We start from the raw sequence: 26,833 nt of genomic DNA on the forward strand, positions 1-26,833 counted from the left end.
CCGCGACGGGAAGAGTTCTCCGAACCTTGCACGGTCGTCGATCCTACGTTCCTCTCTCCCGCGCCTCACCGGCACCCGCAATTCACCTCCGCGTCACCGAACGTTGACCGCGGGTCACGCCCAGGTTGGCCGGGTGACGGAATCGTGCGGGTACATGACCGGCAGGCGACCCATCCGCAGCACTCCCCCCGGCGGCCTCCGCGGCCGCTCCCGGGCCACCCGGGCCACCCGCACCGGCGTCCTGTCCGCGGGCGCGCTGGTGGCGTGCGCGTCGTTCGCCGCCGGCTGCGGGGTCGTCCCCGGTGCCACGGGGGGCTCCGGGGACGACCCGATCACCGTCATGACCTGGGCGCCGCAGGACACCGGCGCGACCAACAAGCCCGGCATGCCCGCCCTCGCCCAGGCCTACGCCCGCTGGATCAACGCCCAGGGCGGCCTCGGCGGCCGCGAGCTCAACGTCCTGACCTGCAACGACCACAACGACAGCGTGGCCGCCGCGAAGTGCGCCCGCCGTGCCGTCAAGGAGGACGCGGTCGCCGTGGTCGGCTCCTACAGCCAGTACGCCGACTCCTTCTTCCCCGTGCTGGAGGGCTCCGGCATCCCGTACATCGGCGGCTACGGCATCACCAACACGGAGTTCACCAGTCCGCTGTCCTACCCGGTCAACGGGGGTCAGCCCACGCTGCTCGCGGGCCTCGGCAGCACGCTCGCCGACTCGTGCGGTCCGGTCACGCTGATCCGCCCCGACACGATCGCGGGAGACCAGTTGCCGGTGCTGCTGGACTCGGGGCTGACCTCGGGCGGGCACGAGCGGGCCCACGACCAGCGGGCGGCGGAGGACGCCACCGAGTACGACGGCCAGTCCGAGCAGGCGCTGGTGCGGACGAGCGCCGACCCGGAGAAGCCGGGGTGCGTGGTGCCCGTCCTCGGGGACCGCACCGGCACCTTCATGGACTCCTTCCGGCGGGCGCGCGAGGACCACCCCGGCGTACGGACCGCGACCGTGCTCGGCAGCGTCGACCAGACGACGGTCAACGCGAGCGGCGGCGCGTCCGGCCCCTACGAGGGGGCGTACGTCACCGGCTGGTACCCCTCGGTCGACGACCCGGCCTGGGCCGGGATGAAGGAGCTGATCAAGGAGCAGGCGTTCGGCGACAACAACGTCGACGCGGCGGACGCCGGGGTGCAGACGACCTGGATCGCGTACACCGTGTTCCAGGCGGTCGTCGAGTCGCTCGGCGACGGCGAGGTGAGCGCCGGCACCGTCAGGCGGGCCCTCGACGGCGGGCTGAAGGTCGGCACGGACGGGCTCACGCCGGACCTCCAGTGGACGTTCGCCGACAAGCTGGCCTCGGTGGGCTTCCCCCGTCTGGTCAACGCCGACGTCACCCTCCAGGTCGTACGGCAGGGCCGCCTGGTCTCGGCCCGCGAAGGCGCCGTGGACACCACGCGCACCCTGCAGGACGCGGACATCGCCTGAGCGGACCCACCCGCCCGGACCGCCCTCTCTGGGCGGCCCCCGGGGCTGGCCCGCCCAGGGCGGTCACAGCTGGGTCGGCTGCCGTTCGGTCAGGCCGTACTGCTTGGCGATGGCGTTCCAGAACTTCGCCGCCTCGGCCTTCTCCTTGCTGGCCGTGCCGCTCGCCCGGTTGCCGGCCTGTGCCTGGCCGGTGTTGCGGGCCTTGCCCTTCTTGCAGCCCTTCTTGCCGGCCGCCTGGTCGGCCCAGGCCGCGTAGTGGTTGTCGGCCGACGCCGAGGCCTGCCACGCCTTGGTGAGGGCGGTGGTCAGCTCGGTGTGCTGGGGCAGCTTGTCCACGGACAGCTTGGAGAGGCTGTCGACCAGACCGCTGCGCTGCTTGGCGGCCTCACGCAGGTCCTTGGCCGCCTGGGGCAGGTTGTCGCAGGTCTTCACGTCGCCCACGGCGTTGATCACCGTGGTCCGGCCGGTGCCGCTCTCGGCGAGCAGCTTGTCCAGCTCGACGGCCTGCTGCCGGGCCGGATCGACGGACGGCGAGGCCGAGGCGGAGGCGGACTCGGAGGCGGGGGCCGTGGCGGACACCGTCTGGTTGCCGCCCTTGTCCTCGTCCTCTCCCCCGCCGGCCATCATCGCGCCGGCGCCGACCCCGACGACGGCGATGCCCACGCCGACGGCCGCGAGGAGCGGCAGGCGCGAGCCGGTACGCCCGCCGCGGCCGCCCCGGCCGCCGCCGTCGTTCCCGCGCCGCCTGCCGCCGCCCCCGCCACCTCCACCGCCGCCACCCGGGCCCTGCGGGGCGTACACGGGCTGGCCGGCGGGGTGCTGGGGCTGCGGAGCGTCGAACCGGGGGAGCTGCTGGGTGGCCGAGGCCGGGCTGTCGGCGCCGGGTGCGCCGCGGAAGAGGTTGTCGAACTCGGCGGGCGGCTGGCGCCCCTCGTCACCGCCGGGTGCGGCGCCGTACGGGGCGCCGACGGGGCCGGGGCCGCCGGGCACGGGCGCGATGAACTGCGTGGCCTCGGCGTCGGGGTTGTGCGCGGGGGCGGGCGCGGCGGGCGGGGGCTGGTGCCCGGCCGAGGGCTGCGCGGGATACCGCGGCGCCTGGCCGAGGAACTGCGTCGACTCGCTGTGCGGCTGCGCGGGTCTCTCCGGCGGCAGCGCCCCCGGACCCACGGGCGGTATGTACTGGGTCGCGCCCTCGTCCGCGGGCATCCCGACCGGCGGGAGGTACTGGGTGGCGCCCTCGTCGGCCGGCGGCAGCGGCGCGGCCACCCGGCCGTGCTGCTGCTGGTGGTGCTGCTGCTCGTGTGACTGGTGGTTCTGCTGGTGCTGCCCGTACGGCGGCTGGGCGCCGTAGGACTGGCCTCCGTAGGACTGATCGCCGTAGGACTGGTCTCCGGCGGGTGCCCCGTACGACGGTGCCTGCGCGCCCTCGGGCGGCAGCGGGCCGGGTCCTGCCTGGGGCGGCAGGGCGCCGGGGCCCTGCGCCGGGTCACCCTGCGCGGGCGGCCAGGCCTGCGGCGCGGTCGGCGCGGTGGACGGCTGGGCGGTCTCCGGAGCCCCCCACGGCTGGGCGCCGGGCGGCGTGGGCCAGCCCTGGCCGGGGGGCGGGCTCTGCTGCTGCTCGGGGCCCCAGGGCCGGTCCCAGGCCTGACCGCCGGGCGGCGCCGAGGCGGGCACGGGGCCACCGGCCTGCGGGCCGACGGGAGTGCCGGCCAGGCCGGGCAGCAAGGGCTCGCCGCCGTCCGAGGGCAGCACGATGCCTTCGTGCGCTTGCCGCGCCGAGGGCTCCTCGCCCTGTCCACTCTGCGTCACCGGGACTCCTACGAATGGGGGACCTTCGGAATCGTCGGCTCACGCTACCGGGTCCCCCGAGCCCACTGCCACGCCGCATGGGGCGTCGACTCCTTCCCTGTGACGGCAGTAACAAAACCGGGCCGCGCCACGCTGTTGATGCCCCTTTCCGCTCACCGCGGCGAAGTTTCACGCGTGTTCACGCACGCGCGCCCCGTCCGTTCACGCGGCGGCCTGCAGATCGAGCCGGGCGCCGAACTCCCTGACCACCGCTTCTTCCCGGTACGGCTCGAGCCGCGCCTGGAAGTCGTCCAGGTATTCGGCGCCCCGGTTCGAGCGCAGCGTCTCCAGGAGTTCCACCGCCTTCGTCGCCGTGTGGCAGGCCTGTTCGATCTCGCGCTGCTGCACCTGCGCCGTGGCCAAGAGCACATGTCCGATGGCCCGCCGGCGCGCCCTGGACTCGGGATGACCGTCCAGGGACTGCCGCGCGTACCGCGCCGCCGCGTCGGCCTGGCCGAGGTCCCGGTGACAGTGCGCCAACTCGTCGGCGAGATAGGCCTCGTCGAAGTGCGCGATCCACACCGGGTCGTCCCCGGAGGCCGGATCGGCCGCCTCCATCGCGCCGACCGCCCGCCCGGCCGCCTCGTGCGCCGCCCGTACGTCGCCCAGGAGCGCGTGGCCGCGGGCCTCGGCCGCGTGGAACATGGCCTCCGCGCGCGGCGTCACCCGCCCGCGTGCGCCCTCCTGGGCCGCCCGCGCCAACTGGGCGATCTCCCGCGGGTTTCCGAGCTGCGCGGCCAGGTGGCTCATGGACGCGGCGAGGACGTATCCGCCGTAACCGCGGTCCCCGGCGGCCTGCGCGAGCCGCAGCGACTGGATGTAGTACCGCTGGGCGAGGCCGGGTTGGCCGGTGTCGACGGCCATGTATCCGGCCAGCTCGGTCAGTCGGGCGACCGCGGCGAACAACTCCCGTCCGACCGCCTCCCGGTAGGAGCCGGCCAGCAGTCCGGAGACGACGCTGTTCAGGTAGTGCACGAGGACCGGGCGCACGTGCCCGCTGCCGTACTGGTGGTCCAGGTCCACCAGTGCCTGCGTCATCGCCTTCACGGCCGCCACGTCGGAGTGGCCCACCCGCGGCCCCGCCGAGCGCGACACCTGTGAGTCGGGGGCGGAAATCAGCCAGTCCCGGCTCGGCTCGACGAGCGCGGAGGCGGCGACCGAGGAACCGGACAGGAAGTCCCGGCGCCCCACGTCGCTGCGCCACAGCTCGCAGACCTGCTCGATGGCTCCCAGTACCGTCGGCGAGAACTGGAGGCCGACGCCCGACGCGAGGTTCTTGCCGTTGGCCATGCCGATCTCGTCGATCGTGACCGTGCGGCCGAGCTTGCGTCCGAGCGCCTCGGCGATGATCGCCGGTGCCCGGCCCCGCGGTTGCTGTCCGCGCAGCCAGCGGGCCACGGAGGTCTTGTCGTACCGCAGGTCGAGACCGTGCTCGACCCCGCACACGTTGACCCGGCGGGCGAGGCCCGCGTTCGAGCAGCCCGCTTCCTGAATGAGCGCCTGCAGTCGTTCGTTCGGCTGCCGCGCGACGAGAGGCCTTGCGGCCATGGCGTAACCCCCATGCGGTCTCATGCGGTCTCGATGCTGTCCCGGCGGAAAGAGAAGATCCGGCCGTGAAGATCAATGCCCCGTCGATGTGCCGACAATGCGAGACTTGCGAAGCTTGCGAGGATTGCCGGGGCGACGGCAGGCGTCGGTGGTTCGGCCCGTCGGCCCGTCGGCCCCAGACGTGGCTACCCAGCTCCCGCGGTGAATCCTCCTGCGCGCCCCCACGTATGCACCCATGCGCCCCGAATGCGGTGTCGATGCACCTCCCCCGCGCGCACAACCCCCGTAACCCCCGGTGAGCACGGGAGTTGAGTTCCTCGTGGAAGAGACCATCCCGGGCACCGAAGCCGCTCAGATCCCGCAGCAGCGCGGCACATCGCTGCTGGAGACCGCCGTACGCTACGCAGAGGAGCGTCACTGGGACGTGTTTCCCGGCACCTGGCTGGTGGCCGCCGACGGGGTGCAGCGCTGCTCCTGCGCGGACCCGGCGTGCGCCGCCCCGGGCGCGCACCCGGCGCGCGAGGACTGGGCGGCGCAGGCGACGGGCAGCGCCACCGTCGCCCGGCGGCTGTGGCAGAAGCAACCGACGGCGTCGATCCTGCTGCCCACGGGGCGGACGTTCGACGCGATCGACGTGCCCGAGACCGCGGGGTTCCTGGCGCTGGCCCGGATGCAGCGGATGGAGCTGACGCTGGGGCCGGTGACGCTGACGCCGGACCGGCGGATGCGGTTCTTCGTTCTTCCGGGTGCCGCGGTGAAGGTGCCTGATCTGGTGCGGCGGTTGGGGTGGTCGCCCCGGGTTCTTGATCTGGGCGTGCTCGGGGAGGGCGCGTATGTGGCGGCGCCGCCCACGCGGCTCGGGGTGTGGGGGGCCGTCCAGTGGGCCTGCCGGCCCACGCCCGCGAATCGGTGGCTGCCGGATGTGGAGGAGCTGATCTCGCCGTTGACGTACGCGTGCGGCAGGGATCGTTAGGGGCGCCTGTCGCCGCATGTCGGCACAGTCCCGCGCCCCTTGCCGGCGCTACTCCCCCGTAGGGTGCGAAGTCGACGGAGGGAGACGTGGTGAGTAGCAGCGCTGTGCGTGTGCAGGGGCTCTGGAAGCGGTTCGGGCAGCAGGTTGCCGTGGGCGGGATCGATCTGGAGTTGCCCGCGGGCAAGTTCATCGGGCTCGTCGGGCCGAACGGGGCCGGGAAGACCACCACGCTCTCCATGGTGACCGGGCTGCTGCGGCCGGATCAGGGGTCGGTGGAGGTCGTCGGGCACGACGTGTGGCGTGATCCGGTCGAGGTGAAGGCCAGGATCGGGGTGCTGCCCGAGGGGCTGCGGCTGTTCGAGCGGCTGTCGGGGCGGGAACTGCTCGGCTACACGGGCCGGTTGCGGGGGCTGCCCGGCGACGAGGTCGACAAGCGGGCCTCGCAGCTCCTCGACGTACTGGACCTGTCCGGCGCCCAGCACAAGCTGGTCGTCGACTACTCGACCGGCATGCGCAAGAAGATCGGGCTCGCGTCCGCGCTGCTGCACAACCCGGAAGTGCTGTTCCTGGACGAGCCGTTCGAGGGCGTCGACCCGGTCTCCGCGCAGACCATCCGGGGCGTTCTGGAGCGCTACACCGCCTCCGGTGCCACCGTGGTCTTCTCCTCCCACGTGATGGAGCTGGTGGAGTCGCTGTGCGACTGGGTGGCGGTCATGGCCGCCGGTCGCATCCGGGCCACCGGCACGCTCGCCGAGGTGCGCGGCGAGGCGGCCTCGTTGCAGCAGGCGTTCCTCGAACTCGTCGGCGCCGGGGCCCGGGACGCCGGGTCGGACCTGGACTGGCTGGGCGGCGGGTCCCGATGAGCACGCAGGCCGCTCCCGTCACGTCCGGCACGCCCGGTTCGCCTGCCGCCTCCGCCCCGGCCCTCACGTCCGTCTTCGTGCGGCTGAAGCTGTCCCTGCTGCGCAACGGGCTGCGGCAGTCCGGCGGGCGCCGCGCCGCCTACATCGCCTCGGCCGTCGTCGTGCTGCTCTTCGCCGCGCTCCAGCTGGTCGGCCTGATCGCGCTGCGCGGTTACGCGCACGTGGACTCGCTGGTCGTGCTGCTCGCCGCGGTGCTCGCCCTCGGCTGGGCGGTGATGCCGCTGTTCTTCCCCGGCGGCGACGAGACCCTCGATCCGACCCGGCTGGTGATGCTGCCGCTGCGGCCGGGCCCGCTGGTCCGGGCGCTGCTCACGTCCTCGCTGGTGGGCATCGGGCCGCTGTTCACGCTGTGCATGTTCGCCGGTTCCGTGGTCGCGGTGGCGCACGGCGGGGCGGCGTACGCCGTCGGTGTCGTGGGCGCCGTGCTGGCGCTGCTGGTGTGCGTGACCCTGGCGCGGGCCGTCGCCGCCGCCAACGTACGGCTGCTGACCAGCCGCAAGGGGCGCGACCTTGCGGTGCTCAGCGGCCTGGTCATCGCGGTCGGCGCGCAGCTCGTCAACTTCGGTGCGCAGCGGCTGGGCTCGTCGGGGCTCGGAGAGCTCGATCCGGTGGCCGACGTGGTGCGCTGGATTCCGCCCGCCTCCGCGATCGGCGCGATGGACGCGGCGAGCGACGGTTCGTACGGTGTGGCGCTCGTCCAGCTGGCGCTGACCGCGGCGGCGCTGGTGCTGCTGCTGTGGGTGTGGGCGCGTCATCTGACGCGGCTGATGACCACGCCCGACGGCTCCACGATCCAGAGCGACACCCGGCCGGTGCGCGAGCGCGGCCCGTCCGGACTCGCCCGGTGGCTGCCGGCGGGCCGTACCGGCACCACCATGGAGCGCACGCTGCGCTATGTGTGGCGCGACCCGAAGACCAAGGCGGCGTGGGTGACCTCGCTGGCCATCGGGCTGATCGTGCCGGTGTTCAACGCCTGGCAGGGCACCGGCTCGGTGTACTTCGCCTGCTTCGCCGCCGGGATGCTCGGCATCCAGATGTACAACCAGTTCGGGCAGGACACGTCCGCGTTCTGGATGGTCGCGATGACGATCTCGTCGACCCGGGACGCCTACGTCGAGCTGCGCGCCCGCGCGCTGGCGCTGCTGCTGATCACCCTGCCGTACGCCACCCTCGTCACCGTCCTGACCACCGCGATGCTCGACGACTGGCGGACCCTGCCCGAGGCGCTCGGCCTGTCCTTCGCGCTGCTCGGCGCGATGCTGGCGACCGGCGCGTGGACCTCGGCCCGCTTCCCGTACTCCATCCCGCAGGAGGGCTACAAGAACGTCGCCCCCGGTCAGGTCGGGCTGGCCTGGATCTCGATCTTCGGCGGCATGATCGGCGCGGCCCTGCTGTGCGCGCCGGTGATCGCCCTGACGATCTGGCTGAACGTGAGCGAGGGCGCCGACGACCTGGCCTGGCTGCTGCTGCCGGTCGGCGCGGTGTACGGCGCGGCGCTGACGCTGGCCGGCCTGCGACTGGCGGCGCCGCGCACGGCGGCCCGGCTGCCGGAGATCCTCACGGCGGTCAGCAAGGGGTGACGGGCCCTCCCGGGCGGGGGCGCGGGGGGGCGACGGCCCTGCGGGCGGGGGATGACCCTGGGCGCGTGGCGGGTGGCCATGCGGCCCCGAAGGCGAGGCGCGTGGCCCAGGCGGACCGGGGACGGCGCCCGTGGTCAGACCGCTCCCAGGGTGTCCAGGAACGGCTCGATGGCTGCCCGCCAGGCCTCCGGCTGGTCGTAGTGGACGAGGTGACCGGCGTCGGCGACCTCCGCGTACTGGCCGCGGGGCAGGACGCGGACCATCTCCTGGGCCTCGGCACGGCCCAGCTCGCCGTCGAGGCCGCGGACGACCAGGGTGGGGCAGCGCACCTGGGCCAGCTCCTCCCAGTGGGCGTCGTAGACCCAGGTCTCGCGGGACCTGAGCATCTGCTCCGGTTCGAAGACGGGCCGCCAGCCGTCCGGGGACTCGGCCATCACCTCGGCGTAGAACTCGCCGCGGGCCGGGTTCGGCCGCTCCACCCAGGGGTCGTCCTCGCCGAACCACTTGCGGACGTCGGCGAGCGTGGCGAAGGGGACCGGCCAGGCGCGGAACCACTCGGTCCAGGTGTGCTGCGAGGCGCTGCCGAGAGCCGAGGCCCGCATGTCGCAGATGATCAGACCGCGGACCAGGTCGGGGCGTTTGGCCGCGAGCTGCCAGGCGGTCAGCGCGCCCATGGCGTGGCCGATCAGGACGGCGGGGCCGAGGCCGAGCTGCTCCAGGGCGGCCTCGACGTCCTCGACGTAGGCCTCCCGGGTGTAGGAGGCCCGCGGGGGCTTGTCGCTGCGGCCGTGGCCGCGCTGGTCGAGGGCGACGGCGCGGTGGCGGGCGGAGAGCCAGCGGGCCGTGGGGGCCCAGTGCGAGGCGCGGCCCATCAGCCCGTGCAGTAACAGCACGCCCGGCGGGTCTCCGGCCCCGGTCGCGGGGGGCGTGCCCGCCGGGGGTGTGTCGTGCGTCCGGTCGGTCTTGGGAGGGTCGCCGAACTCCCAGGCCGCGAGGCGTACGCCGCCCGCGCCGGTCACGTCGATGCGCCGCGCCATAGGTCCTGGCACCCCCAAGCTCCGCTCGGATCTGCCCGCCCCTTCCGGGCCGGCCGGTCCTGTGAACCGTGTCCTGCCTGCCGTACTGCCGTTCCCGCCGTCCTGCCGTCCTGCCGTGGTGTCCAAAGATGTTCGACGTCCGCAGCGTATCGAATACCCATTCGAAAATGCCGTCCCGGTGAGCAACACCCCTCATTCGAGTGACACCGCTCAGGGATTGATCGCCGCCGCCCAGGGGAGATCTTCAACGGGAGGCGGACCGCTCGGGGAAAACGGTCCGAGGGGATTGACCTTGAGAGCTCGGGGCTCCAGGTCAGCACAGGGGAGGACAGGCCCCGGCGCCACAAGGCGCCGGGGCCCTCTCCGTCTTTCCGGCGTCCGTCTTTCCGGCACGTCCCTCCCCCTCTCCGACCGGGCGACATCGCTGTCGCGCCACGGCCAAGAGCCCCTTACGTCATATGCCTCACGCCACAGCCTCGCACGCGAAGCGTCCGGGCGCTGCCCTTCGGCGCACTGGGCCCCGAATCGACGCGATCCGTGCGCCGGCGCGCGGATCCGCGCCGCACGGCGCGCGGTTGACCGCCCGGCGGCTCTCCCCTCAGCGCTTGGCGACGAACACGTGGGAGGCGGTGTCCGTCTCCAGCTCGGCGGCCTCACCGCCGCTGCCCACCAGCACGCCGCCCGCGGACTCGGTCACGCTCACCACCGAGCCGGGCTGCACCCCTGCCCGGCGCAGCGTGTACATCAGCTGCGCGTCCGTCTGGATCGGCTCGCCGATCCGGCGCACGACGACCGTCTTGCCCTCGAGGCCCGGGTCGAGGTCGGCGAGGGACACCATGCCCTCGTCCAGGAAGGGGTCGGCCCCGTCCGTCTCGCCCAGCTCCTCCAGGCCCGGGATCGGATTCCCGTACGGCGACTCGGTCGGGTGCCGGAGCAGCTCGAGCACGCGGCGCTCGACCGCCTCGCTCATCACGTGCTCCCAGCGACACGCCTCGGCGTGCACCTGCTCCCACTCCAGGCCGATCACGTCGACGAGCAGGCACTCCGCGAGCCGGTGCTTGCGCATCACGCGCGTCGCCAGCCGCCTGCCCTCCTCGGTCAGCTCCAGATGGCGGTCCGCCGCCACGGACACCAGACCGTCGCGCTCCATGCGCGCCACCGTCTGGCTGACCGTCGGGCCGCTCTGGTCGAGCCGCTCGGCGATCCGGGCGCGCATGGGGACCACACCTTCCTCCTCCAGCTCGAGGATGGTGCGGAGATACATCTCCGTGGTGTCGATCAGTCCGGACATTCGTGCCCCTTGATGAGATTGCCGGAGGCTACGGCCCACCGGCGCGTGCGCTGGCCCTGAACCCAATTCTGACGCATACCACTGACAAGCGTGCCTTGCCGCGGAAAGCCGGGCCCGCCGCCCCCGCAACGCCGTATTGACACCGCACTGGTCCAGACCGCACCGTGATCCGCGACGCAGCCACACCGAAGGGGTCCCGCATGAGCGACCGCAAGCCGGCCGGCCAGTTCCTCGACGCGGCGATCGACCTCCTGCGACGTGTCCGCGACGAGGAGGCGAACAGTATCGAGGCGGCCGGCACGCTGCTCGCCGACACCGTGCAGCACGGCGGCCGGCTCTTCGCCTTCGGCGCCGGTCACTCCTCCCTCGCCGCCCAGGACGTCGTCTACCGCGCCGGCGGACTCGCCCTGATGAACCTGCTCACCGTGCCCGGCGTCGTCGGCGTCGACGTGATGCCGGCCACGCTCGGCTCCGCCCTGGAACGCGTCGACGGCCTCGCGAGCGCCGTACTGGACTCCTCGCCGCTCCGCGAGGGCGACGCGCTGGTGATCATCTCCCTGTCCGGGCGCAACGCCCTGCCCGTGGAGATGGCCATGAACGCCCGCGCGCTCGGCGTCCGGGTCATCGGCGTGACCTCGGTGGCGTACGCGTCCGAGACGACGTCCCGGCACACCTCCGGCACCTTCCTCAAGGACCACTGCGACATCGTGCTGGACTCCAAGATCGCCGTCGGGGACGCGGAACTCACCCTCGACACCGTCCCGGCGCCCTTCGCGCCCGCCTCCACCGTCGTCACCAGCGCCCTCGTGCAGGCCATGACGGCCACGGCGGCCGCCGCCCTCGCCGACCGCGGCATCGAACCCCCGCTGCTGCGCTCGGGCAACGTGGACGGCGGCCACGAATGGAACGGGCGCGTACTGGAGCAGTACGGGGACCGCATCTTCTACCGGCGCTGAGCGGCGGGTGCCGGGTCCGCGCCCGTCCACGGCGACGGCGGCACCCGGCCACGCGCACAAGCCGCGCCATCGGCGGCTACATCGGCCGCGACACCGCCCAGGCACCGCAGGCCCCCGCTACCGCTTGTCCACCGCGCCGGCCAGGTCCAACGCGGTCGCGATCCGGACCGCGACGTCCTCGGCGTACATCGCGTCGGACCGCTCGAAAGCGCTCCGCCCCGCGCCCCGCAGAAACGTCACCACGCCCAGCGTCCGGCCCCGGCTGCGCAGCACCGCGCACAGACCGTGCACCGTGTCCGCCGGCCACTGCCGGGCCGCCGCCCACTCGCGCACCCGCTCGGCCGGCACCGCCCGGACCCCGGCGCTCGCCCGCACCGAGCCGGCCCGCGCCACGCACTGCACCGCCGGATGCCCCTCGCCGTAACGCACCGGCATCCCCGCAGTCCCGGACGGCACGCTCGGCCCCGGCGCGCCGGACGGCGTGGCCGCGACCCGCTCCAGCCGGACCGGCTCCGCCGCGTCGGTGTCCACCACCGCCCCGCCCACGACCCGGTCGATCAGGGCGTGGTCGGCGAACCCGGCCAGCGCGAAGTCCAGGTGGACGGTCGCGGACTCGGCCGGGTCCTCGCACTCGGCCGCGGCACGCGCCGCGCGGTGCAGCTGGTTGGCCCTGAAGCGCAGCAGCGCCGCCTCCTGCTCGCCCTGCTTCGACTCCGTGACGTCCTGGAACAGCCAGCCGACGCCCAACGGCACCGGCTCCTCGGCGAGCGGCGACGCCAGCCGCACGAACCCACTGCGCCAGCAGCGGCGCCGCTCCCCCTCCGGCGTGCGCAGGCTCACCCACACCTCGGCGGGCGCGGGCGGGGCACCCTCGGCCAGGACGTGCGTCAGCGCGTTCTCCAGCTCCTCGACGCCCTGGGCGAGCAGATCACCGAGCGGCCGCCCCAGCACCGACGTACGACCGGCGCCCAGCGCCCGCGCCGCGTGCGCGTTGACCACGGCGGGCCGCAGATCGACGTCCACCAGCACGACACCCCAGCCGGCGTCCTCCAGCAGGGCCTCGCTCAGCGCGATGGACCGCTCCAGGTCGATCTGCGCGTGCACCTCGCTGAACGCGCAGTACACCCCCGCGGGCCGTCCGTCGGGGCCGCGCACCGCCGCGGACTGGGTACGCACCAGCACCCGGCCGCCGTCCTTGGTCAGCAGCGCGAACTCGTGCACCTGACGGCCCGGCGCGCGCATCGCGGACAGCAGCCGGTCCTCCACCTCCCCGGCGTCCGCGCTGCGCACGGCCCACCCGGCGAAGCCCTGCCGACCCACGGCCTCGGCCGCGCTCCAGCCGAGGACCCGCTCCGCCTCGCGGTTCCAATGGGTCACGACCCCGTCCGCGTCGAAGGCGCACAGGGCCGCGTCCATCCCGTCGAGGAGCGCGGCCAACAGGTCCGCGCCGTCCCGCTCGGGCTGCTCCGGCTCGTCCGGCCCCAGCTCGTCGGTGGTCCCACTACGCCGGGAAGCACTCACCTGGACCCCCTGCAGGCTGCGTCCGCCGTACGGTACGTCGGTTCGCTCACTGGCCTTCATTCAACTCGAACGTGATGCAGCACACACCGAGTTCCCGCAAGATTGCAGAAATCGTTGTACTGCGGAAACTCGGCATACGCCCCCGTCATGACGGGGGCGCGGCGAGCCTCAGATCGACCCACTCGTCGCGCTCGCCGTCGAGCACGTACCGCTCGCTCTCCACGAACCCACGCGCCGCGGCGAACCGCAACCCGTCGGCGTTGGCCGCCAGCGTCACGGTCTCCACCGCCCCGGCGCCCAGCCCGCGCGCGTGCGCCAGCCCCGCCTCGTAGAGCGCCGTGCCGATCCCGCGCCCCCGGTACGCCGGCAGCACCCGCGCGATCACGGTCGCCACCCGCTCCTCCCCCTGGGGCGGCCGCACGGTGGAGCAGCCGACGAGCACGTCCCCGAGGTAGGCGTTCTCCAGCCGGTAGCGCCCACTGCGCTCCCGCACCTCGTCGAGGGTCATCGCGGCGGGCGGCACGATCACGTTGTGCACGTGCCGCCACTCCTCCACCCGGGCGTCCCCGTCCACCGGCTCGATCCGCAGCGGTGAGTCGGCACCGGCCGTGACCGGCCCCCGGCGCGCGTACACCTCGATCTCGATCCGCATCCGCTCGTCCGCGAGCCCGCACACCATCATCGTCGCGGCCGGCCGCACCTGCCCGAACGTCCGCCGCAGCGCGGGCCAGCACGGCTCGAAGTCCTCCCGCGCGGGCAGCAGGTAACGCACCCGCACCACGTCCGCGAACGTGCACCCCGCCTCGGCCAGCGCGGCCCCGACGTTGCGCAGACACTGCTCGGCCTGCTCCACCACGTCCTCGGAGATGGTCATCGCCGCGTAGTCGAACCCCGTCGTCCCCGACACGTGCACCCAGTCCCCGTCGACGACGGCCCGGGCGTACCCGATCCGCTCCTCGAACGTCGAACCACTGGCTATCGCCCGCCTGACCGGCGGCTCCCCACGTCGCTTCGTCATGGGCGAAACGGTAGGTGAGCTGCGAAGACACGTCCATGGGAGATCAACAGGGAATCGAGTCGAAAAAAGGGATTGATCGGCGGCCGACCGGTTCCTAGGCTGTGCGGTACATGAGAAGGGAGGTGGTTCGGCAGATGTATGAAACCCGGACGCGTGAGGTGGCTGCGGGCTAGCGGCCCGGCACCACACGGAGTGCGGTGCCGGACCAGCGCGTGACAGACGCGTGCAGCCGGCCCAATCCCAAGCAGTCACCCGACCCGCGAGTCGCCGGTACGTCCGGCCGGCTCCTCCACTGGAGGAACCAGACTCGCGGGTCGCCTGCGTTTTCGGGGCTGCCGACCGTCAGCCCGCGATGTCGGTGTAGCCGTCGATCTCGCGCGGGTCGCGGGAGCCGGGGCCCACGTAGTGCGCGGAGGGGCGGACCAGGCGGCCGGTGCGCTTCTGCTCGAGGATGTGGGCGGACCAGCCGGCGGTGCGGGCGCAGGTGAACATCGAGGTGAACATGGGGGCCGGGACCTCGGCGAAGTCCAGCATGATGGCGGCCCAGAACTCGACGTTGGTGGCCAGGATCCGGTCGGGACGGCGGGCGTGGAGTTCGGCGAGGGCGGCCTTCTCCAGGGCTTCGGCGACCTCGTAGCGCGGGGCGCCCAGTTCGCGGGCGGTACGGCGCAGGACGCGGGCGCGCGGGTCCTCGGCACGGTAGACGCGGTGGCCGAAGCCCATGAGGCGTTCGCCCGCGTCGAGGGTCTTCTTGACGTACGCCTCGGCGTCGCCGGTGCGCTCGATCTCCTCGATCATGTGCAGGACGCGGGAGGGGGCGCCGCCGTGCAGCGGGCCCGACATGGCGCCCACGGCTCCGGAGAGGGCGGCCGACACGTCGGCGCCGGTGGAGGCGATGACGCGGGCGGTGAAGGTGGAGGCGTTCATGCCGTGCTCGGCGGCGGAGGTCCAGTAGGCGTCGACCGCGGCGACGTGCTTGGGGTCGGGCTCGCCGCGCCAGCGGATCATGAAGCGTTCGACGATCGTCTCGGCCTTGTCGATCTCGCGCTGCGGGACCATGGGCAGGCCCTGGCCGCGCGCGGACTGGGCGACGTAGGACAGGGCCATGACGGCGGCGCGGGCGAGGTCGGCGCGGGCCTGCCCGGCGTCGATGTCCAGGAGGGGTTTGAGGCCCCAGGCCGGCGCGAGCATGGCGAGGGCGGACTGGACGTCGACCCTGACGTCGCCGGAGTGGACGGGGATCGGGAAGGGTTCGGCGGGCGGCAGGCCGGGGTTGAAGGCTCCGTCGACGAGCAGGCCCCAGACGTTGCCGAAGGAGACGTGCCCGACCAGGTCCTCGATGTCGACGCCGCGATAGCGAAGGGCGCCGCCCTCCTTGTCCGGTTCGGCGATCTCCGTCTCGAACGCGACGACTCCCTCTAGCCCGGGTACGAAGTCGGACATCAGGCGGCTCCTCGTGATCGTGATGTATGGCGACGTGGGCGGAGGCGGTGCGGCGCCTCCATGGATCCACGGTCGTGTCCTCGACTCGCGGTCCTGCCGGTCTTCCCTCTGATGCCCCGTACGGCCGTCGGTCATCCGGCCGGAGCGGGAGCAAGCACGATATCCCCGAGTGCCAGCTTTGGGGAGTGGTCGCGGCACTCAGTGCCAGGGCGTGACGTAGGACACCGCCGCGCGGGGGCCCGGGAGCGGATACGGCAGGATGGGCGGCGTGACCGACCGCGAAGCCGCCGCCGCCGTTCCCTTCGATCTGGCCTCGATGCGCAAGCAGTACCGGGCCGAGGGGCTGTCCGAGACCGAGCTGGCGGCGACGCCCGTCGAGCAGTTCGCGCGCTGGTTCAAGCAGGCCGCGACGGACGGCGGGCTGTTCGAGCCGAACGCCATGGTGGTCTCCACGGCGGACGCCGAGGGGCGGCCCAGCTCCCGCACGGTGCTGCTGAAGCACTTCGACGAGCAGGGGTTCGTCTTCTACACCAACTACGACTCCCGCAAGGCGCGCGAGCTGGGCGAGAACCCGCACGTCTCGCTGCTGTTCCCCTGGCATCCGATGGCCCGGCAGGTGGTGGTGACGGGCGTCGCGCGGCGCACCGGGCGGGACGAGACCGCCGCGTACTTCCGGACCCGGCCGCACGGTTCCCAGCTGGGCGCCTGGGCCAGTGCGCAGTCCACGGTGGTCGCCGGGCGGCGCGCCCTGGACGCCGCGTACGCGGAGCTGGTGGCGCGCTATCCGGAGGGCGAGCAGGTGCCGGTGCCGCCGCACTGGGGCGGGTTCCGGGTGGTGCCGCAGGCGGTGGAGTTCTGGCAGGGCCGGGAGAACCGGCTGCACGACCGGCTGCGGTACGAGGCGGTGGCGGGCGGGGGCTGGCGGGTGGAGCGGCTCAGCCCGTGATCCGTGAGCCGGCGGCGGCTTGTGAGCCCCGTGGCGTCAGTGCGGCTCCCCGTCCAGTGCCTCCGTCAGCAGCCGGGCCCACTGTGCCACGACGCGTTCTCGTCGGGCGCGGTCGTCGGTGAGGAGGTTGGCCAGGCCCAGGCCGCGGGCCATGTCCAGGAAGCCCTGGACGGTTTCGCGGGCGCCGGGGCGGCTCTCGTCGGCGCCGAGGAGGTCGACGGCCGTGCGATGGCTCTCGCGGCCTACGCGGGCCTCCAGCTCGGTGACCCGGCCGCGCAGCTGCTCCTCGTTGGAGGCGGCCACCCACAGGTGCAGGGCGGCGCGGAAGAGGGGCCCGGTGTAGAGGTCGACGAGGGCGGCGACCACGGCCCGGCGGTCGTCGGTGCCCGCGCCTTCGGGGAACAGGGCGCGCAGCGCGACGGAGCGTTCCTCGGCGACGTACTCCACGGCCGCGGTGAAGAGGTCCTCGCGGGTCGGGAAGTGGTGCTGGGCGGCGCCGCGGGAGACGCCGGCGTGTTCGGCGACGACGGAGACCGTGGAGCCGGCCCAGCCCCGTTCGGCGAGGCAGGCCACGGCGGCTGCCAGGAGCCGCTGCCGGGTGGCCCGGCTGCGGTCCTGCTTGGGCACGCGCTCCGCGCGGTCCGCCGCGTTCACGGCGCCGCTCACACCACCCATTGCGGATCCCGTCGTTCGAGGAAGGCCGTCATCCCCTCGCGGGCCTGCGCGGAGGCGAACAGCCGGGCCGAGAGCGCGGTCAGGTCGGCCGCGTCCCGGTCGAAGGCCTCCAGCACCCTAGCCGTGAGCAGCCGTTTCGTCTCGGCCAGGCCCTGCGGTGAGGCACGGCGCACACCGTCGAGGACGGGTTCGAGTACGGCGTCCACGTCGTCGCCCGCCGCCGTGACCAGGCCGATCCTGGCGGCCTCGGCGGCGTCGAAGCGCTCGCCGGTGAGGTAGTAGCGGGCGAGGGCGCGGGGGTCGGTGCGGGGCAGCAGGGTGAGGGAGATGACGGCGGGGGCCACGCCGATGCGGACCTCGGTGAAGGCGAAGGTGGACCGGTGGGACGCCGCCGCGATGTCGCAGGCCGCGAGCAGACCGAGACCGCCCGCGCGGACGTGCCCGGCGACGCGGGCGACGACCGGTTTCGGTACCTCGGCGAGCTGCCGGAAGAGCCCGACCAGCGCGTCCGGGTCGGGCGGGTCGCGCAGGTCGGCGCCGGCGCTGAAGGTGTTGCCGGTGTGGGTGAGGACGACGGCGCGGACGCCCGGGTCCTCGCCCGCCTCGGTGAGGGCGTCGGACAGCTCGCGGACGAGGGCCGCCGAGAGGGCGTTGCGGTTGTGCGGGGAGTCGAGGGTGAGGGTCTCGACGCCCCGCGCGCGCGTGCGGTCGATGCGAACGGTCGGGGTCATCGCTGCTCCCTCAGCTGCCGGCGCAGGATCTTGCCGGACGCGGCTCTCGGCACGCCGTCGACGAAGGTGACCCGGCGGACGCGTTTGTAGGGGGCGACGCGTTCGGCGACGTACATCATGATCTCGCCCTCGGACAGTTCGGCGGCGGCCTGCTGGCGCACCACGAAGGCGTGCGGTACTTCGTTGCCGTCGTCGTTGTAGGCGCCGATGACGGCCGCGTCGGCGATGCCGGGGTGGGTGAGCAGGAGGGCCTCCAGTTCGGCCGGGGCCACCTGGAAGCCCTTGTACTTGATCAGTTCCTTGACGCGGTCGACGACGAACAGCCAGCCGTCGGCATTGGCGTGCCCGACGTCCCCGGTGTGCAGCCAGCCTTCCTCGTCGATCATGGCGGCGGTGGCGTCGGGGCGGCCCAGGTAGCCCTTCATGATCTGGGGTCCCCGGATGAGGATCTCGCCGGACTCCGCGGTGCCGAGGTCCTTGCCGGGGTCGGTGAGGGAGACGACGCGCATCTCGGTCCCGGCGATGAGCTTGCCGACGGTTCCGGGCGGCGCGTCGTTCATGGCGTTCAGGGGGACGACGTGGGTGCCCGGGGACAGTTCCGTCATGCCGTAGGCCTGGCCGACGGGCGGCAGGCCGAGCCGCCGGGAGCAGGCGGCGGCGAGCCCGGCGTCCAGGGGGGCGGCGGCGCTGACGATGTACTTCAGCGAGGAGAGGTCGTAGTCGGCGACCAGGGGGTGCTTGGCGAGCGCAAGGACGATGGGCGGGGCCACGTACAGGCTGGTGATGCGGTGGTTCTGGATGGCGGCGAGGAACTGCTCCAGGTCGAAGCGGGGCAGCACGACGACGGTGGCGCCGAGCCTCAGCGGGGCGTTCATCAGGGCGGTGAGGCCGTAGATGTGGAAGAACGGCAGTACGGCCAGGACGCGGTCGCCCGGCGCGGACGGCATCAGCGGTTCGAGCTGGGCGAGGTTGGTGGCGATCTGCCGGTGGGTGAGCATGACGCCCTTGGGCGTGCCGGTGGTGCCCGAGGAGTACGGCAGGGCGGCGACGTCCTCGGCGGGGTCGATGGCGAGCTCGGGTTCCGGCGCGGTCGAGGCCAGCATGTCGATGAGCGAGCGGTGACCGGGCGCGCTGTCGCACACCAGGATCTCCTGGACGCCGCCCGCGAGTTCGGCGGCGCGGCGGGCGGTGTCGAGCAGCGGTGAGACGGTGACGATCCAGCGGGCCCGGCAGTCGCCGAGTTGTTTGGCGAACTCCTCCGCCGTGGCCAGCGGGTGCACGGTGGTGACCGAGGCACCCGCGCGGGTCGCGGCGTAGAAGGCCAGCGGGAAGGCGACGGTGTTGGGGCTGTGCAGGGCGAGGACGTCGCCCTTGCGTACGCCGGCCTCGGCGAGGGCGGCGGCGACGCGTCGGTGGAACCGGTCGACCTGCTCGTAGGTGAGGGTGGTGCCGTCGGTGCCGTCGATCAGCGCCGGGGCGCTCCCGAAGGCGGCGGCCCCGCCGAGCACCGCGTCGTGGATGGGCAGGTCGACGGGCGGGACGTCTGCGTACTCGCTGCGGAACACGGTTCCTCCAACGCCGCTTGGACACGGCCTAGTGCGACTAGTACGACTTGGGCAGGCCCAGGGTCTGGTGGGAGACGTAGTTGAGGATCATCTCCCGGCTCACGGGGGCGATACGGGCCACGCGCGACGCCGTTATCAGCCGGGCGAGCCCGTACTCGCGGGTGAGGCCGTTGCCGCCGAGGGTGTGCACGGCCTGGTCGACGGCCTTCACACAGGCCTCCCCCGCCGCGTACTTGGCCATGTTGGCGGCCTCGCCCGCGCCCACGTCGTCGCCCGCGTCATAGAGGTGGGCGGCCTTCTGCATCATCAGGCGGGCGAGTTCCAGGTCGATGTGTGCCTGGGCGAGAGGGTGGGCGATGGCCTGGTGGGCGCCGATGGGGGTCTTCCAGACGGTGCGCTCGCGGGCGTACTCGACGGCCTTGGCGAGCGCGTGGCGGCCCATGCCGATCGCGAAGGCGGCGGTCATGACGCGCTCGGGGTTGAGACCTGCGAAGAGCTGGAGGAGCCCCGCGTCCTCGTCGCCCACGAGGGCGTCGGCGGGCAGGCGTACGTCGTCGAGGGTCAGCTCGAACTGCTTCTCCACGGCGTTGAGTTCCATGTCGATGGGGCGGCGCCCGAAGCCCTCCGCGTCGCGCGGGACGATGAACAGGCAGGGCTTGAGACTGCCGGTGCGTGCGTCCTCGGTGCGGCCCACGATGAGGGTGGCGTCGGCGATGTCGACCCCGGAGACGAAGACCTTGCGGCCGGTGAGGATCCAGTCGGTGCCGTCGCGGCGGGCGGTGGTGGTGATGCGGTGGCTGTTGGAACCGGCGTCCGGTTCGGTGATGCCGAAGGCCATCAGGCGGGTGCCGTCGGCGAGGGACGGCAGCCAGTCCTGCTTCTGGGCCTCGGTGCCGAAGCGGGCGATGACGGTGCCGCAGATCGCCGGGGAGACGATCATCATCAGCAGAGGGTTGCCGGCGGCGCCCATCTCTTCGAGGACGAGGGAGAGTTCGGTGATGCCGGCGCCGCCTCCACCGTATGCCTCCGGCAGGTTGACGCCGATGTAGCCGAGCTTGGCTGCGTCCTGCCAGAGGCGTTTGCCGTCTTCGGGGTTGCTGGTGTGGGGGTGGGTTTTGGCGAAGGCCGCGACCGCTTCGCGGAGGGACTTGTGCTCGTTGGATTCGATGAGGTTGGTCACGGGGCTCCTTCGGTCGTTGTCCGGGTGCGGGTCCGCTGTGGCTGGTCGCGCCCACGCGGCGGAGCCGCAAATTCAATGCAGCCCAGCGCCCCTAGGTCAGCTGGTCTCGACGACCGCCAAGAGGGTGCCCATCTCCACTTGCCGTCCCAGAGCCACTGGCAGCGCGGTCAGCTTCCCTGTGACCGGAGCCGAAATCCGGTGTTCCATCTTCATCGCCTCCAGCCACAGCAACGGCTGGCCCGCCTCCACCGTGGAGCCCTCCGTCAGGCCCTTCGCGACGCGGACGACCGTGCCCGGCATGGGGGCGAGGAGGGAGCCCGGGGCGTGCTGGGCGGTGGGGTCGGGGAAGCGGGGCAGGGCGGTGAGGGGGGTGGTGTTGACGTGGACGCGGTCGCCGTAGCGGGCGACGTCGAAGCGGCGCTGGACACCGTCCGTTTCGAGGACGACCCGCCCGGCGTCGGCGTGGACGACGCGTACGCCCTCGGCGGTGAGGCCGGTGCGGGTGTGCTGGTAGCGGACCTCGTGTTCCTCGCCCGCCATCGCGTAGCGCTTGGCCTGCGCCTGTGAGGGCAGGTTGCGCCAGCCGCCGAAGCGGGAGCGGGAGGGCGCGCTCGCGTCGGCGAGGGCGGCGGCCAGCGGGGCGAGGGGATCGGGGGCGGGCCCGGACAGTTCGGCCAGGTGGCGGTCGTAGAAGCCGGTGTCCATGCGGCCGGACGTGAACTCCTCGTGGCGCAGGGAGCGGACGAGCAGGTCCCGGTTGGTGACCGGGCCGTGGATCGCCGCCCGTTCCAGGGCGCCGGCGAGGCGGCGGACGGCCTCCGCGCGCGTGGGGGCGTGGGCGACGGCCTTGGCGAGCATCGGGTCGTAGTGGACGCCGATGTCGTCGCCGTCGGTGTAGCCGGTGTCCAGGCGGATGCCGTCGGGCATGGTGAGGCGGTGCAGGCGGCCGGTCTGCGGGGCCCAGTCGTGCGCCGGGTCCTCGGCGTACAGGCGGGCCTCGACGGCGTGGCCCCGCGCGCGTGGGGGGTCGTTTTCCAGGGCGTGGCCCTCGGCGATCCGCAGTTGGAGGGCGACGAGGTCGAGGCCGAAGACGGCTTCCGTGACGGGGTGTTCGACCTGGAGGCGGGTGTTCATCTCGAGAAAGTGCGCCTTGCCGTCCGCGACGAGGAACTCGACGGTGCCCGCGCCGACGTAGTCGACGGCGCGGGCGGCACGTACGGCGAGGTCGTGGAGTTCGGCGGTGAGTCCGGGCGACAGGCCGGGTGCCGGGGCCTCCTCGATCACCTTCTGGTGGCGGCGCTGGAGGGAGCAGTCGCGGGTGCCGAGCGCCCAGACGGTGCCGTGGGTGTCGGCGAGGATCTGCACCTCGACGTGACGGCCGTTTTCGATGTACGACTCGGCGAAGACCTCGCCGTCGCCGAAGGCGCTCGCGGCCTCCGCGCGGGCGGCGGTCAGTTCGGCGTCGAGGTCGGCGAGGCGGCGTACGACGCGCATGCCGCGGCCGCCGCCGCCCGCCGCCGCCTTCACCAGCACCGGCAGGTCGGCCTCGGTGACCTCGCCCAGGGGCGCGATGCCCATCAGTTCCTTGGCGCGGGTCTTGGACGCCATCGCCTCGATGGCCTCGGGCGGCGGCCCGATCCACACCAGCCCCGCGTCCCGTACGGCGCGCGCGAAGCCGGCGTTCTCGGAGAGGAAGCCGTAGCCGGGGTGGACGGCGTCGGCTCCGGCGGCGATCGCGGCCTTCACGATCAGGTCGCCGCGCAGGTAGGTGTCGGCGGAGGCCGCGCCCGGCAGTCGTACCGCCGCGTCGGCCACGCGCGCGTGGAGGGCGTTTTCGTCGGCGTCCGAGTGCACGGCGACGGTTCGGATGCCCCACTCGCGGCAGGTGCGGAAGATCCGGCAGGCGATCTCGCCCCGGTTGGCGACGAGGACGGTGCTGATCAAGGCGCTTCCCTCGGATTCGGTCACGGTGATCCCCTCACATCCGGAAGACGCCGAAGCCACCGCGCGCGCCCTCGTAGGGGGCGGTGTGGACGGCCGACAGGCACAGGCCGAGGACGGTGCGGGTGTCGCGCGGGTCGATGACGCCGTCGTCGTAGAGCCGCCCGGACAGGAACATGGGCAGCGACTCGGACTCGATCTGCTGCTCCACCATGGCGCGCAGCGCCGCGTCGCCCTCGTCGTCGTACGGCTGTCCCTTCGCGGCGGCGGACTGGCGGGCCACGATGGACAGGACGCCGGCGAGCTGCTGCGGGCCCATGACGGCGGACTTGGCGCTGGGCCAGGCGAAGAGGAAGCGGGGGTCGTAGGCGCGGCCGCACATGCCGTAGTGACCGGCGCCGTAGGAGGCGCCCATGAGGACGGACAGGTGGGGGACGCGGGAGTTGGAGACCGCGTTGATCATCATGGCGCCGTGCTTGATGATGCCGCCCTGCTCGTACTCCCTGCCGACCATGTAGCCGGTGGTGTTGTGCAGGAAGAGGAGCGGGATGTCACGCTGGTTGGCGAGCTGGATGAACTGGGCGGCCTTCTGCGACTCCTCGCTGAACAGCACCCCCTGTGCGTTGGCGAGGATGCCCACCGGGTAGCCGTGGAGTGCCGCCCAGCCGGTGGTCAGGCTGGCCCCGTACAGCGGCTTGAACTCGTCGAAGTCGGAGGCGTCGACGATCCGGGCGATCACCTCGCGCGGGTCGAAGGGCGCCTTGAGGTCGCCGGAGACGATGCCGAGCAGTTCGTCGGGGTCGTACTTGGGCGGCTCGGCGACGGGCGGATCGGCGTACGCCTTGCGGTGGTTGAGGCGGGCGACCACGCGGCGGGCCTGGCGGAGCGCGTCCGGTTCGTCGAGGGCGAAGTAGTCGGCGAGGCCCGAGGTGCGGGCGTGCATCTCGGCGCCGCCCAGCGACTCGTCGTCGCTCTCCTCGCCGGTGGCCATCTTGACCAGGGGCGGCCCGCCGAGGAACACCTTGGCGCGGTCCTTGACCATGATCACGTGGTCGGACATGCCGGGGATGTAGGCGCCCCCGGCGGTCGAGTTGCCGAAGACGACGGCGAGGGTGGGGATTCCGGCCGCCGACAGCCGGGTGAGGTCCCGGAAGATCGCGCCGCCGGGGATGAAGATCTCCTTCTGGGACGGCAGGTCGGCGCCGCCGGACTCGACGAGGCTGATGCAGGGCAGCCGGTTGGCGAGCGCGATGTCGTTGGCGCGCAGGGCCTTCTTCAGCGACCAGGGGTTGCTGGCACCGCCGCGCACGGTCGGGTCGTTGGCGGTGATCAGGCACTCCACGCCCTCGACGACCCCGATGCCGGTGACGAGGGAGGCGCCGACGGTGTATCCGGGGGCCTCGCTCCCCCAGGCCGCCAGCGGCGACAGCTCCAGGAAGGGCGTGTCGGGGTCGAGGAGCAGCTCGATGCGCTCGCGGGCGAGGAGTTTGCCGCGCTTGCGGTGCCGGGCGACGTACTTCTCGCCGCCGCCGGCCAGGGCCTTGGCGTGTTCGGCGTCCAGGTCGGCGAGTCTGGCGAGCATGGTCTCGCGGTTGGCCCGGTGGTCGGGGGCGGCGGGGTCGAGGGCGGAGGCGAGGACGGTCACAGGAGAACCTCCGGGATGTCCAGGTGCCGGGCGCGCAGCCATTCGCCGAGCGCCTTGGCCTGCGGGTCGAAACGGTGCTGGGCGGCGACGCCCTCGCCGAGGATGCCCTCGACGACGAAGTTGAGGGCGCGCAGACGGGGCAGCGCGTGCCGGGTGACGGGCAGGTCGCGGGCCTCGGGGAGCAGCTCCCGGAACCGGTCGGCGGTCAGCTCGTGCGCGAGCCAGCGCCAGGCCTCGTCGGTCCGCGCCCACACGCCGACGTTGGCGTTCCCGCCCTTGTCGCCGCTGCGAGCGCCGGCCACAAGGCCGAGGGGGGCGCTTCTGCGGGGGCCCGGCGGCAGCGGCTCCGGCAGGGGTGGTTCCGGTACGTCGTCCAGTACGGCGGTGTCCTGGGCCGGTGGCACCGTCACCCGCCGCCCGTCGTGGAGGACGGCCACATGGTCGACGGTGTCCCGGGGGACGTGGAGGGCCTCGAACACCCCATACGGCGCGCCCTTTCCGGGTGGCGCGAGCACATGGAACCCGGGGTAGCTCGCGAGGGCCAGCTCGACGGCGGCGCCGCTCAGCGCCCGCCCGACGGCCTGCTGGTCGGCGTCCCGGACGACGAGCCGCAGCAGGGCGCTCGCCGTCTCCTCGGTCGGGGCGTCGGGCCGGTCGGTGCGGGCCAGGTCCCAGCGGACGTCGGCGATCTTGCCGAGCGAGGGTTCCATCTGCGCCCGCACCAGCGCGGCCTTGGCGTCGATGTCGAGGCCGGTGAGCACGAAGGCGACCTCGCCCCGGAAGCCGCCGAGGCGGTTGAGCCCGACCTTGAGCGTGGGCGGCGGCGCCTCGCCCCGCACCCCCTCGATCCGTACCCGGTCGGGACCGTCCTGCGTGAGCCGTACGGTGTCCAGCCGGGCGGTGACGTCCGGCCCCGCGTATCGGGCGCCGCCCGTCTCGTACAGCAGCTGGGCGGTCACCGTGCCGACGTCGACGAAGCCGCCGGTGCCGTCGTGCTTGGTGAGGACCGAGGTGCCGTCGGCGTGCAGTTCGGCCAGGGGAAAGCCGGGACGCCGCACGTCGCCGTCCTGGAAGAAGGCGTAGTTGCCGCCGGTCGCCTGCGCCCCGCACTCCAGCAGGTGCCCGGCGACGACCGCGCCCGCGAGCCGGTCGTACTCGGTCGGCGCCCAGCCGAAGTGCGCGGCGGCGGGCCCGGTGACCAGGGCGGCGTCGGTGACCCGCCCGGTGACGACGACGTCGGCGCCCGCGCGCAGGCACGCGGCGATGCCGAAGCCGCCGAGGTAGGCGTGCGCGGCCAGCGCCCCCGGGTGGGCGGCGGTGAGGTCGTCGCCCTCGACGTGCGCGACGCGTACGGGGATGCCGAGCCGGTCGGCGAGCGTGCGTACGGCGTCGGCGAGTCCGGCCGGGTTGAGCCCGCCGGCGTTGGCGACGATCCTGACGCCGCGCTCGTGGGCGAGGCCGAGGCACTCCTCCAGTTGCCGCAGGAAGGTGCGGGCGTATCCGGCGTCCGGGTCCTTGAGCCGGTCACGGCCCAGGATGAGCATGGTCAGCTCGGCGAGGTAGTCACCGGTGAGGACGTCGAGGGGGCCGCCGGTGAGCATCTCGCGCATGGCGTCGAAGCGGTCGCCGTAGAAGCCGGAGGCGTTGCCGACACGGAGCACGGTCACCTGGGCTCCCCGTTCGGTGCCTTGGGCTCGCGTCCGGCTCCGGGCGGCCCTGCGAAGGCCTGGGCGATGTCCAGCCAGCGGTCGGCGTCCGGGCCCTCGGCGGTGAGCGCCAGGTCGGTGCGGTGGGCGCGCTGGGTGGCCAGGAGACAGAAGTCGAGCGCCGGACCGGTGACGCGTTGGGCGGCGTCTTCGGGGCCGTACGTCCACAGGTCGCCGCCCGGGCCGGTGAGTTCGACGCGGAACTGCCCGGCGGGCGGGGTGAGTCCGCGGGCGGCGTAGGCGAAGTCCCGGGCGCGGACGCCGATGCGGGCCACGTGCCGCAGGCGGTCGGTGGGCGGGCGTACGACGCCGATCGCGTCCGCGACGTCCAGGCCGTGGGCCCAGGTCTCCATCAGGCGGGCGGTGGCCATGGACGCGGTGGCCATGGGCGGCCCGTACCAGGGGAAGCGCGCGCCGGGTGCGGCGGTGCGCAGCGCCTTGTCGAGGGCGGCGCGGTCCTCCCGCCAGGCGGCCAGGAGCGCGGCGGGCGCCTGCCGGGCACCCTCCTCCGCGCCGTCGTCGACGTACCGGTCGGGCGCGGCGAGGGCCTGCTCGATCAGCCCCTTGAATCCGTCCTCGTCGGTGACGGCGACCAGGGTGGCCCGGTCGGTCCAGTGCAGGTGCGCGATCTGGTGGGCGATCGTCCAGCCGGGCGCCGGGGTGGCGAGGCGCCACTCCTCGGGGCTCAACTCGGCGACCAGTGCGTCGAGTTCCTCGCTCTCCTCGCGCAGGTCGTCGATCACGGGCGTCGGGTCGGACACGGGCGCTCCCCTCGGGCACGGCGGCGTGCGGCGCGGTGTGGTGAGGAGCATGGCAGCGGCCCCAG

Annotated in this window: 21 protein-coding genes; 6 read left to right on the plus strand and 15 right to left on the minus strand. The window is 73.4% G+C overall.

Translation table 11 applies throughout. From position 1 onward, the window contains the following. Positions 1-154 precede the first annotated feature (154 nt). On the plus strand, positions 155-1,480 hold the full coding sequence (locus ACGH7X_RS16985) for an ABC transporter substrate-binding protein (RefSeq protein ID WP_399886183.1): 1,326 nt from the start codon (positions 155-157) through the stop codon (positions 1,478-1,480). Positions 1,481-1,543: 63 nt separating this feature from the next. On the opposite strand, the gene ACGH7X_RS16990 is transcribed toward ACGH7X_RS16985, so the two are convergent. Together ACGH7X_RS16990 and ACGH7X_RS16995 are read right to left on the minus strand one after the other, a co-directional pair. Next, positions 1,544-3,289, minus strand: a complete 1,746-nt coding sequence (locus ACGH7X_RS16990) for a hypothetical protein (protein WP_399886184.1) — start codon at positions 3,287-3,289, stop codon at positions 1,544-1,546. Between the two features lie 201 nt (positions 3,290-3,490). Continuing rightward, positions 3,491-4,876, minus strand: a complete 1,386-nt coding sequence (locus ACGH7X_RS16995; RefSeq protein WP_399886185.1) for a transcriptional regulator — start codon at positions 4,874-4,876, stop codon at positions 3,491-3,493. Between the two features lie 319 nt (positions 4,877-5,195). Between ACGH7X_RS16995 and ACGH7X_RS17000 the strand changes: the two genes are divergently transcribed. The 3 genes from ACGH7X_RS17000 to ACGH7X_RS17010 all read left to right on the plus strand — a co-directional run bounded on the left by ACGH7X_RS17000 (position 5,196) and on the right by ACGH7X_RS17010 (position 8,352). After that, positions 5,196-5,849, plus strand: a complete 654-nt coding sequence (locus ACGH7X_RS17000) for a bifunctional DNA primase/polymerase (RefSeq protein ID WP_399886186.1) — start codon at positions 5,196-5,198, stop codon at positions 5,847-5,849. A gap of 86 nt (positions 5,850-5,935) precedes the next feature. Further along, on the plus strand, positions 5,936-6,712 hold the full coding sequence (locus ACGH7X_RS17005; RefSeq protein ID WP_399886187.1) for an ABC transporter ATP-binding protein: 777 nt from the start codon (positions 5,936-5,938) through the stop codon (positions 6,710-6,712). Beyond that, complete coding sequence (locus tag ACGH7X_RS17010; protein ID WP_399886188.1) at positions 6,709-8,352, plus strand: transporter; 1,644 nt, start codon at positions 6,709-6,711, stop codon at positions 8,350-8,352. Before ACGH7X_RS17005 ends, ACGH7X_RS17010 begins: the two co-directional genes overlap by 4 nt. Positions 8,353-8,486: 134 nt before the next feature. Here the strand turns inward: ACGH7X_RS17010 and ACGH7X_RS17015 are convergent, their stop codons facing one another. Continuing rightward, positions 8,487-9,389: an alpha/beta fold hydrolase gene (locus ACGH7X_RS17015; protein ID WP_399886189.1), complete on the minus strand. Its 903-nt coding sequence runs from the start codon at positions 9,387-9,389 to the stop codon at positions 8,487-8,489. Between the two features lie 598 nt (positions 9,390-9,987). After that, a complete protein-coding gene (locus ACGH7X_RS17020) occupies positions 9,988-10,680 on the minus strand; it encodes a metal-dependent transcriptional regulator (protein WP_399886190.1) in 693 nt (230 codons plus the stop codon). Between the two features lie 200 nt (positions 10,681-10,880). Between ACGH7X_RS17020 and ACGH7X_RS17025 the strand changes: the two genes are divergently transcribed. Further along, complete coding sequence (locus tag ACGH7X_RS17025) at positions 10,881-11,636, plus strand: SIS domain-containing protein (RefSeq protein ID WP_399886191.1); 756 nt, start codon at positions 10,881-10,883, stop codon at positions 11,634-11,636. Between the two features lie 117 nt (positions 11,637-11,753). Here ACGH7X_RS17025 and ACGH7X_RS17030 read toward each other — a convergent pair whose 3' ends face one another. From ACGH7X_RS17030 to ACGH7X_RS17040, 3 genes are all read right to left on the minus strand, one after another. Then, on the minus strand, positions 11,754-13,157 hold the full coding sequence (locus ACGH7X_RS17030; RefSeq protein WP_399886192.1) for a PAS domain-containing protein: 1,404 nt from the start codon (positions 13,155-13,157) through the stop codon (positions 11,754-11,756). A 145-nt stretch (positions 13,158-13,302) separates the two neighbouring features. After that, complete coding sequence (locus ACGH7X_RS17035) at positions 13,303-14,175, minus strand: GNAT family N-acetyltransferase (protein WP_399886193.1); 873 nt, start codon at positions 14,173-14,175, stop codon at positions 13,303-13,305. Between the two features lie 342 nt (positions 14,176-14,517). After that, a complete protein-coding gene (locus ACGH7X_RS17040) occupies positions 14,518-15,618 on the minus strand; it encodes a citrate synthase 2 (RefSeq protein WP_399886194.1) in 1,101 nt (366 codons plus the stop codon). Between the two features lie 259 nt (positions 15,619-15,877). Here ACGH7X_RS17040 and pdxH point away from each other — a divergent pair, with 259 nt between their 5' ends. After that, complete coding sequence (gene pdxH / locus ACGH7X_RS17045; protein ID WP_399886195.1) at positions 15,878-16,564, plus strand: pyridoxamine 5'-phosphate oxidase; 687 nt, start codon at positions 15,878-15,880, stop codon at positions 16,562-16,564. 36 nt (positions 16,565-16,600) lie between these two features. On the opposite strand, the gene ACGH7X_RS17050 is transcribed toward pdxH, so the two are convergent. The 8 genes from ACGH7X_RS17050 to ACGH7X_RS17085 all read right to left on the minus strand — a co-directional run bounded on the left by ACGH7X_RS17050 (position 16,601) and on the right by ACGH7X_RS17085 (position 26,768). Beyond that, positions 16,601-17,239 carry a TetR/AcrR family transcriptional regulator gene (locus ACGH7X_RS17050; RefSeq protein ID WP_399886196.1) on the minus strand — a complete coding sequence of 213 codons (639 nt, stop codon included), beginning with the start codon at positions 17,237-17,239 and terminating at the stop codon, positions 16,601-16,603. Further along, the gene (locus tag ACGH7X_RS17055) at positions 17,227-17,970 is read right to left on the minus strand and encodes an enoyl-CoA hydratase family protein (protein ID WP_399886197.1); all 744 of its coding nucleotides are present in this window, start codon (positions 17,968-17,970) and stop codon (positions 17,227-17,229) included. Before ACGH7X_RS17055 ends, ACGH7X_RS17050 begins: the two co-directional genes overlap by 13 nt. Next, entirely contained in the window at positions 17,967-19,535 is a 1,569-nt protein-coding gene (locus ACGH7X_RS17060; RefSeq protein WP_399886199.1) for a 4-coumarate--CoA ligase family protein, read from the minus strand. Before ACGH7X_RS17060 ends, ACGH7X_RS17055 begins: the two co-directional genes overlap by 4 nt. Before the next feature lie 37 nt (positions 19,536-19,572). Beyond that, positions 19,573-20,715 carry an acyl-CoA dehydrogenase family protein gene (locus ACGH7X_RS17065; protein ID WP_399886200.1) on the minus strand — a complete coding sequence of 381 codons (1,143 nt, stop codon included), beginning with the start codon at positions 20,713-20,715 and terminating at the stop codon, positions 19,573-19,575. Between the two features lie 96 nt (positions 20,716-20,811). Then, positions 20,812-22,659, minus strand: coding sequence for a biotin carboxylase N-terminal domain-containing protein (locus tag ACGH7X_RS17070; RefSeq protein WP_399886202.1), 1,848 nt, complete (start codon positions 22,657-22,659; stop codon positions 20,812-20,814). 34 nt (positions 22,660-22,693) lie between these two features. Then, on the minus strand, positions 22,694-24,301 hold the full coding sequence (locus tag ACGH7X_RS17075; protein WP_399886203.1) for an acyl-CoA carboxylase subunit beta: 1,608 nt from the start codon (positions 24,299-24,301) through the stop codon (positions 22,694-22,696). Further along, a complete protein-coding gene (locus ACGH7X_RS17080; protein WP_399886204.1) occupies positions 24,298-25,968 on the minus strand; it encodes an acyclic terpene utilization AtuA family protein in 1,671 nt (556 codons plus the stop codon). Before ACGH7X_RS17080 ends, ACGH7X_RS17075 begins: the two co-directional genes overlap by 4 nt. Beyond that, positions 25,965-26,768, minus strand: coding sequence for a TIGR03084 family metal-binding protein (locus ACGH7X_RS17085; protein WP_399886205.1), 804 nt, complete (start codon positions 26,766-26,768; stop codon positions 25,965-25,967). Before ACGH7X_RS17085 ends, ACGH7X_RS17080 begins: the two co-directional genes overlap by 4 nt. Positions 26,769-26,833 lie beyond the last annotated feature (65 nt).

The organism is Streptomyces sp. BBFR51, from assembly GCF_044591655.1.
Classification (GTDB): Bacteria; Actinomycetota; Actinomycetes; order Streptomycetales; family Streptomycetaceae; genus Streptomyces.

What these genes read in the sequence shown, in the direction of transcription:
- ACGH7X_RS16985 (WP_399886183.1), top strand. Translation starts at nt 155, where the DNA reads ATGACCGGCAGGCGACCCATCCGCAGCACTCCCCCCGGCGGCCTCCGC.
- ACGH7X_RS16995 (WP_399886185.1), bottom strand. Translation starts at nt 4,876, where the DNA reads ATGGCCGCAAGGCCTCTCGTCGCGCGGCAGCCGAACGAACGACTGCAG.
- ACGH7X_RS17010 (WP_399886188.1), top strand. Translation starts at nt 6,709, where the DNA reads ATGAGCACGCAGGCCGCTCCCGTCACGTCCGGCACGCCCGGTTCGCCT.
- ACGH7X_RS17015 (WP_399886189.1), bottom strand. Translation starts at nt 9,389, where the DNA reads ATGGCGCGGCGCATCGACGTGACCGGCGCGGGCGGCGTACGCCTCGCG.
- ACGH7X_RS17020 (WP_399886190.1), bottom strand. Translation starts at nt 10,680, where the DNA reads ATGTCCGGACTGATCGACACCACGGAGATGTATCTCCGCACCATCCTC.
- ACGH7X_RS17025 (WP_399886191.1), top strand. Translation starts at nt 10,881, where the DNA reads ATGAGCGACCGCAAGCCGGCCGGCCAGTTCCTCGACGCGGCGATCGAC.
- ACGH7X_RS17035 (WP_399886193.1), bottom strand. Translation starts at nt 14,175, where the DNA reads ATGACGAAGCGACGTGGGGAGCCGCCGGTCAGGCGGGCGATAGCCAGT.
- ACGH7X_RS17040 (WP_399886194.1), bottom strand. Translation starts at nt 15,618, where the DNA reads ATGTCCGACTTCGTACCCGGGCTAGAGGGAGTCGTCGCGTTCGAGACG.
- pdxH (WP_399886195.1), top strand. Translation starts at nt 15,878, where the DNA reads ATGGGCGGCGTGACCGACCGCGAAGCCGCCGCCGCCGTTCCCTTCGAT.
- ACGH7X_RS17050 (WP_399886196.1), bottom strand. Translation starts at nt 17,239, where the DNA reads ATGGGTGGTGTGAGCGGCGCCGTGAACGCGGCGGACCGCGCGGAGCGC.
- ACGH7X_RS17055 (WP_399886197.1), bottom strand. Translation starts at nt 17,970, where the DNA reads ATGACCCCGACCGTTCGCATCGACCGCACGCGCGCGCGGGGCGTCGAG.